Below are 5,721 nucleotides of genomic sequence, written 5' to 3'. Positions count from 1 at the left end.
CCTTCTTCGCCTTCAACATCGAACACCCAGCCGATATCAGCACCACTGCGGCGCTCAATCTCATGATCTGAGTCGAAAAACTCCATATGCAGTTGTTCTGCCAGATGTCTACCTATGGTGCTCTTGCCCGCACCCATGGGACCTATCAGGAAAATATTGCGTTTCTCAGCCATGTCTTTTCGTTAGTAATTACAAACTGTACGACCCCGATGAATACTGGATCGGGGTACCTATGAACCTTATCTTGCGATGGATCAGGAGGGGGATTATCTCAATAGATATCGGGACTGGCAACCGCAGCCCTTACGCCCCAGCCTCATTGGGGCGTAAGGTTATATGTGTTTTACCCTCACATGTAAAGCATTCAGAAGGCGTCGGTGACTATCTTGGGCGTCACGAAAATCAGCAACTCCCGCTTTTTGTTCTCGCTGGTGGTCTTGCGGAACAAGGCCCCCAATCCGGGAATGTCACCCAGCAACGGCACCTTGGTCACATCGCTCTTTATGGTCTGCTGATAGATGCCGCCCAACACCAGGGTCTCGCCATTGTTCACCAGCACCTGAGTGGTGATGGACTGGGCGTTGATGGAAACCGCATCACCGGTACCGGTCGGTACCGTTTCACCCTTGGTATCCTGGGTCACGGTCAGGTCGAGAATCACCCGATTGTCAGGAGTGATCTGCGGAGTAACCTTCAGGCTCAATACCGCCTTCTTGAAGGTAACCGAGGTAGCGCCACTGGAAGAGGACTCCACATAGGGGATCTCGGTACCCTGTTCGATCAACGCCGGTTTCTGGTTCGCAGTGGTCACCCGCGGACTGGCGATAATCTCGGCCTTGCTCTCTTTTTCCAGCGCAGACAATTCAAGGTCAAGCAGGGTTCCATCGGCCAGACGGGCAACCTGGAATGCCAAGGTACCGGCAGCATTGGTCACCGGCAGATTGACGTTCATCCGATTATCGACCGAGGGTCTGGTAATCGTTGAACTACCGTCGTTATTACCGGACGAATCATTCCCTTCAATAGAGCCTGAAGTGCTGTTGCCGTGACCATCGTTCTTGGTCACTCCCCAACGTACCCCGAGCGCTTCATCGAAACCGTCATCGATGGTCACCATACGCGCTTCGATCACCACCTGCTTGACCGGGATATCCAGAATATCCAGCATCCGCTTGATACTGCTGATAACCTCAGCCGTATCCTTCACAACCAGCACGTTGGTCCGTTCATCCACACTCACCGCGCCACGTGGCGATAGCAACTTGGTACTCTCGGATGAGAGCAGAGCAGCCACTTCGGATGCTTTTGCATAGTTGATCTGCATATATTCGGTATATAACTGGGCCAAATCAGCCACCTGATTCCGGCTCTCCAGCTGCTGTTTCTCCCGTGCCGCAATCTCTTCAGCCGGAGCAACCAGCAGGATGTTGTTATCAAGCCGCTTATCCAGACCGCGCACTTTTAAAATGATGTCGAGCGCCTGCTCCCAGGGCACGCCATCCAGACGTAGTGTCAGATTGCCTGCCACAGAATCGGTAGTAACCAGATTGAGGTTGTTGAAGTCAGCGATAAGCTGCAACACGGTTCTAACCGGGATATCCTGGAAGTTCAATGAGATGGGCTTGCCCTGATACTGCTTTGAAGACGCAGATGCCGCCGTGCGTTTTTTCACTTCGATAATGAACAGTTTATCAGCCTGATCGTAACGGTAATCAAACTGGCCATTAACCGACAGCTCAAACAGGGTATCGTTGCCCTGCCGGGACACCTCAACCTGAGAGACCGGTGTCGCAAAATCCTGCACATTGATCAGATTAAGCAAACCATCAGGCACGCGAGTACCATGAAACTTGGCCAGCACAGTTTGACCGCGGCTGCTCACATCGACGGCAGCCGAGCTGTTGTCAAGTGTGACCAGAAACTCCCCCTGACCATCCTTGCCACGACGAAAATCCACCCCGGTCACCGAGTTGAAATAGGCTCCACTGCCACTGTTTTGATAGCTGCCGAGCAGTGGTTTGCTGGCAGCAGGCGTCGCAACAGGAGGGGTTACCGGTGCAACAGGCATTGACTTGGCAACAACCTGAGAATTGAGCAGTGCCGAAGGAGCTGGAGTGGCCACCATGGCTGAGGAAGCCGTTGCGGCTGGTGCAATCAGGGCGCTTTCGCCATTAATCAGAGCTGATGAGGTCCCTTCACCAAGGGAAACCAGCAATTTGTTACCCTGTTGCTGCACCTGATAGGGAGCCAGCTGATCGAGAGCAATCTTGATATCAAGGCCAGCTCCCTTCCCTTCCACCTTGATGTTGTCTACTCCCTGACGCTGAATAGGCAGCGGGTTCACCTTGAGTGCGCCCACAGCACCGGGGACATGCAGCAGGAGCTGGTTAGGTTGATAGGAGAGACGATCGGTAAAGCCACTCACAGGCTCGCTGAAGCTGAGCTCCAGTTGCAACTGGTCTGCCAGCAATGGATTAACTTTTATCTCTTGCAAGGTTGCCACTGCCCACGCCTGACCAAAGGCACTGGCGCAAAACAGCAAAGCCACTTTTGTTACACTGTCTATGGTTGTTCTCATTGCTGTTCGTCCCTGATTATTGTTTTTCTTGCATATTGGCCATCGCCAACTGGGTTTCTCTTGTTACCCAGCACCCCTTCCCGTCCGGAATGGTTTCCAGTAAATCCACTGCCGTAGGAGTAATCTTGATGACTCTACCCTGATCGAGCCCCATATACTGGTTGAGCCCGACCCGTATTGATTTTCCATCAGGTGTGCTGATCAGGGCCCACAACTGCCCGGCCTTTCCCAAGGAGCCGTGCATTGACAAGCTGGCGAGAGAGTAGTTTTCCAATACCTCTTTTTCTCTGTCCATCATAACCTGTGCGCAATCAGGCTTCACCTGGGCACTATTCGCGCGCCCGACACTTGCTTCTGGTTGCGGCATCATGAAGGGACTACGCAGATCGCGTTGTTGATAGTGCATGGGGGAAAACGGCTTCAACTGGGGTAAGGGTTCAATAGGTACAGGGGGTCTTGCCTTTGTTTCGGCAATATAGGAATCCATCTCCTCCTGACCACCACAGGCCGTCAGCAAGAGGGCAGGTAACAACCAGCAGATGCGTCTCATTGTTTCTGCTCCACTGTTTTACCGTTGTACTTGTAGGTTTTGGCCAGCATCGACATAGCAATCAGGTCTCCCTCATCCTTGCTCTGACTCAAGGTAAAGGAGTCGAGTATGACGATACGAGGCAGGGCTGCCATATCTGCCGTAAACTTGCCGATCTGATGATAATTACCTACTACCTCGATCCGCATGGGCAATTCGGTAGAAAACTCGTGCTTGACCTCAGGTTCCCAGTTGATGCGATTGAGTTTCAAGCCATTATCGGTGGCAATAAAACTGATATCGTCCAGCAAACCGGCGACCTCATGGGTATTGGGCAACTGCTTGAGCTGGGTATCGACCAGTTGCTCGAGCTGGATCATTTGTGCCTTGTAGGCGCCCAAATTGGCTGCCAGCATCGCCTTGCTTTCAAACTGGCCTTTCAGCTCCGTCTCTCTGGCGCTCTCTTTGGTCAGATTGCCTAAGGAATTGGCAATCACGTAGTAATAAATAGCGCCACCAGTCAACACACAGCACAGCAGGATAAAGACAGCTTTCGCCCATTTTGGCCAGCTCGCGATGTCATTCAGATCAAGCTCGTTGAGTTGCTGAAGGTTCATTTTCTCTCCTTGGCCATATCCCCGGCAGCCGCGGTATTATTGGCAATCAGGAACATCATCGAGAATTGACTCAACGATACCGGCGCGACCTCCGCTGCAAAAATGGTGCTTATTTTCGACTGTCCCAGCCAGCCGGAACCATCGATTCGACGCATCATGCTGGCCACTCGACCATAAGCTTCTGTCTTGCCGTTGACATCGATAATATTGTTCTGCAACGAGAGGGTATTGAGGTAAACCCCATTGGGTACCAGAGAGGGCAACTGGTTGAAAAGACGAACGGGCACATTTCGACGCATTTGGAGATGTTCGATGAGTTGCATCCGATCGATCAGCTCCTTGCGACGTTCTTTAAGCAGGCGGATTTCTCCCAGTTGTGCATCCAGGATGGTCATCTCCTGAACCAGACGCTGATTACGCTGCTGCTGGGCGGCAATCTGACGCTCGACCAGCCAGTTGGCAAAGAGGCTCAGTGCGACAGTGACCAACACGAAAAGCCCGAGCAGGGCACCAAACTGTTTCTTTTGCCGCTGAGCACGAGCCTCGCGCCAGGGGAGAAGGTTTATATTTGACATGGTGTAAAACTCCTCAGAGCTAACCCGAATGCCGTCATATATTTAGCGCCATGTACCAGCTCGGCCTCTCCTTTCGGTTTGCCAAACAGGGCGAACAAATCCGGATGAAACACCTCGCAATTGGCTTCCTCTTTTACCTGTACCAACAAGCCAGGCAGCAAGCTGCCTCCCCCGGTCAACACCAGTTTGGCTATATCGCGATAACCTGACGAGCTGCAAAATAGCTGGATATTGCGCCGCACCTGTTGCAACAGCGAGTTGATATGTGGCATCAACACGTCCAACTCATGGTCAACAGGCAAGGTGCCTTTGGTCTTGGCTTGCTCAGCTTCATCGAGGGTCATGCCATAAAAGGAGGAGAGCGCCTGGCTATATTGATCACCGCCGAAATTCTGCAAGCGCGAGTAGATCACCTCTCCCTTGACCAAGGCTGCGAAGGTCATGGCACTGGCGCCAATGTCGATCACCCCGATCGGTCGCTCACTCTCCTGCAACTCGGGCAAACAGGCCACAACGGCCCGCCCCAAGGCATGGGCTCCCACATCCACTACCTTGACGGCAATGCCAGCCTCAGCGAGAGCGCTGACCCGGCCATTGACGCTCTCAGTACGGGCTGCGCTCAACAGGACATCCTGGCGATCTTCACTGGCGCTGGTGTCCAGCACCTCAAAATCGAGGCTGACTTCATCGAGAGGAAAGGGAATTATCTGTTCGGCCTCCAGCTGCACCTGACTCTCCAGCCCCTTGTCACCAAGGCGAGCATCAATCTGGATGACCTTGGTGATCACATTGGAACCAGTCACCGCTGTCGCGGCATAATCGCTGTGGCCAGAGATAAGGCGCTTGAGGGTTTTCAAAGATGGGCTGACCCGCTCGATATCCTGTAGCTGGTAATCAACCAGCGTACCTTTCGGGGTGGCGACCTCGGCAACAGATTCAATATGCAGCTTGCCGGGACGACCAGTGAGGGTAACGGCCTTGATGGTCTGGCTACCGAAATCAATGCCCACCAGGGGGAGGAGGGATCCCTTATTAAATAGCCCAAACATATACACATCCATGCGTTATTGGGTTTTATACCTGAATTGAGTGTAGGACACTCTAATCAGATGAGAGCTTGATCCATCCTAAATGCTCTAACTATCAATGTCATAAAGTTTATACCGAAAAGTGACCCACCTCGCTTTCTTGAGATAAAGGGAGGCACCTTGGTTATTGCTCACTGTAGTGCTAACCTCTCGAATCCTGTCGATGGGTGACTTGCCACAGGAAAACCTCGAATTCCAGATGGCAAAAGGGCTATACTCTGCGCCCGTTGGCTAAATTTAAGACGATTGGTAGTTCTTCCATGCTGAAATGGCTCGTTCGCCTGTTTATTGTCATGATGCTGGGTGCTGTGCTGGGTGTTGCCAGCCTCATCGG

Annotated in this window: 6 protein-coding genes; all 6 read right to left on the bottom strand. The window is 52.5% G+C overall.

The window, feature by feature from the left end; all coding sequences use genetic code 11:
- Positions 1 to 173, bottom strand: a 173-nt coding sequence (locus G5358_RS19830) for a shikimate kinase (protein ID WP_421324762.1), incomplete at its 3' end; no start/stop codon positions are given.
- 191 nt (positions 174 to 364) lie between these two features.
- Complete coding sequence (locus G5358_RS19825; RefSeq protein WP_266134310.1) at positions 365 to 2,578, bottom strand: type IV pilus secretin PilQ; 2,214 nt, start codon at positions 2,576 to 2,578, stop codon at positions 365 to 367.
- A 16-nt stretch (positions 2,579 to 2,594) separates the two neighbouring features.
- A complete protein-coding gene (locus G5358_RS19820; protein ID WP_216953060.1) occupies positions 2,595 to 3,128 on the bottom strand; it encodes a pilus assembly protein PilP in 534 nt (177 codons plus the stop codon).
- Entirely contained in the window at positions 3,125 to 3,724 is a 600-nt protein-coding gene (gene tapO, locus G5358_RS19815) for a PilO family type IV pilus biogenesis protein TapO (RefSeq protein WP_216953059.1), read from the bottom strand. The genes G5358_RS19820 and tapO overlap by 4 nt, the downstream gene beginning before the upstream one ends.
- Positions 3,721 to 4,299, bottom strand: a complete 579-nt coding sequence (gene tapN / locus G5358_RS19810; protein WP_421324761.1) for a PilN family type IV pilus biogenesis protein TapN — start codon at positions 4,297 to 4,299, stop codon at positions 3,721 to 3,723. The genes tapO and tapN overlap by 4 nt, the downstream gene beginning before the upstream one ends.
- Entirely contained in the window at positions 4,287 to 5,348 is a 1,062-nt protein-coding gene (tapM, locus tag G5358_RS19805) for a PilM family type IVa pilus assembly protein TapM (protein WP_421324760.1), read from the bottom strand. The genes tapN and tapM overlap by 13 nt, the downstream gene beginning before the upstream one ends.
- Between the last annotated feature and the right edge of the window lie 373 nt (positions 5,349 to 5,721).

The organism is Aeromonas sp. 604176, assembly GCF_049170755.1.
In the GTDB taxonomy this organism is placed as follows: Bacteria; Pseudomonadota; Gammaproteobacteria; order Enterobacterales; family Aeromonadaceae; genus Aeromonas; species Aeromonas veronii_A.
Note: the sequence above shows the minus strand (reverse complement) of the source record. Positions and strands in the feature narration are given on the sequence as shown.

Excerpts from the sequence above, each read along its gene's own strand:
- G5358_RS19825 (WP_266134310.1), bottom strand. The coding sequence starts at position 2,578 with ATGAGAACAACCATAGACAGTGTAACAAAAGTGGCTTTGCTGTTTTGC.
- G5358_RS19820 (WP_216953060.1), bottom strand. The coding sequence starts at position 3,128 with ATGAGACGCATCTGCTGGTTGTTACCTGCCCTCTTGCTGACGGCCTGT.
- tapO (WP_216953059.1), bottom strand. The coding sequence starts at position 3,724 with ATGAACCTTCAGCAACTCAACGAGCTTGATCTGAATGACATCGCGAGC.
- tapN (WP_421324761.1), bottom strand. The coding sequence starts at position 4,299 with ATGTCAAATATAAACCTTCTCCCCTGGCGCGAGGCTCGTGCTCAGCGG.
- tapM (WP_421324760.1), bottom strand. The coding sequence starts at position 5,348 with ATGTTTGGGCTATTTAATAAGGGATCCCTCCTCCCCCTGGTGGGCATT.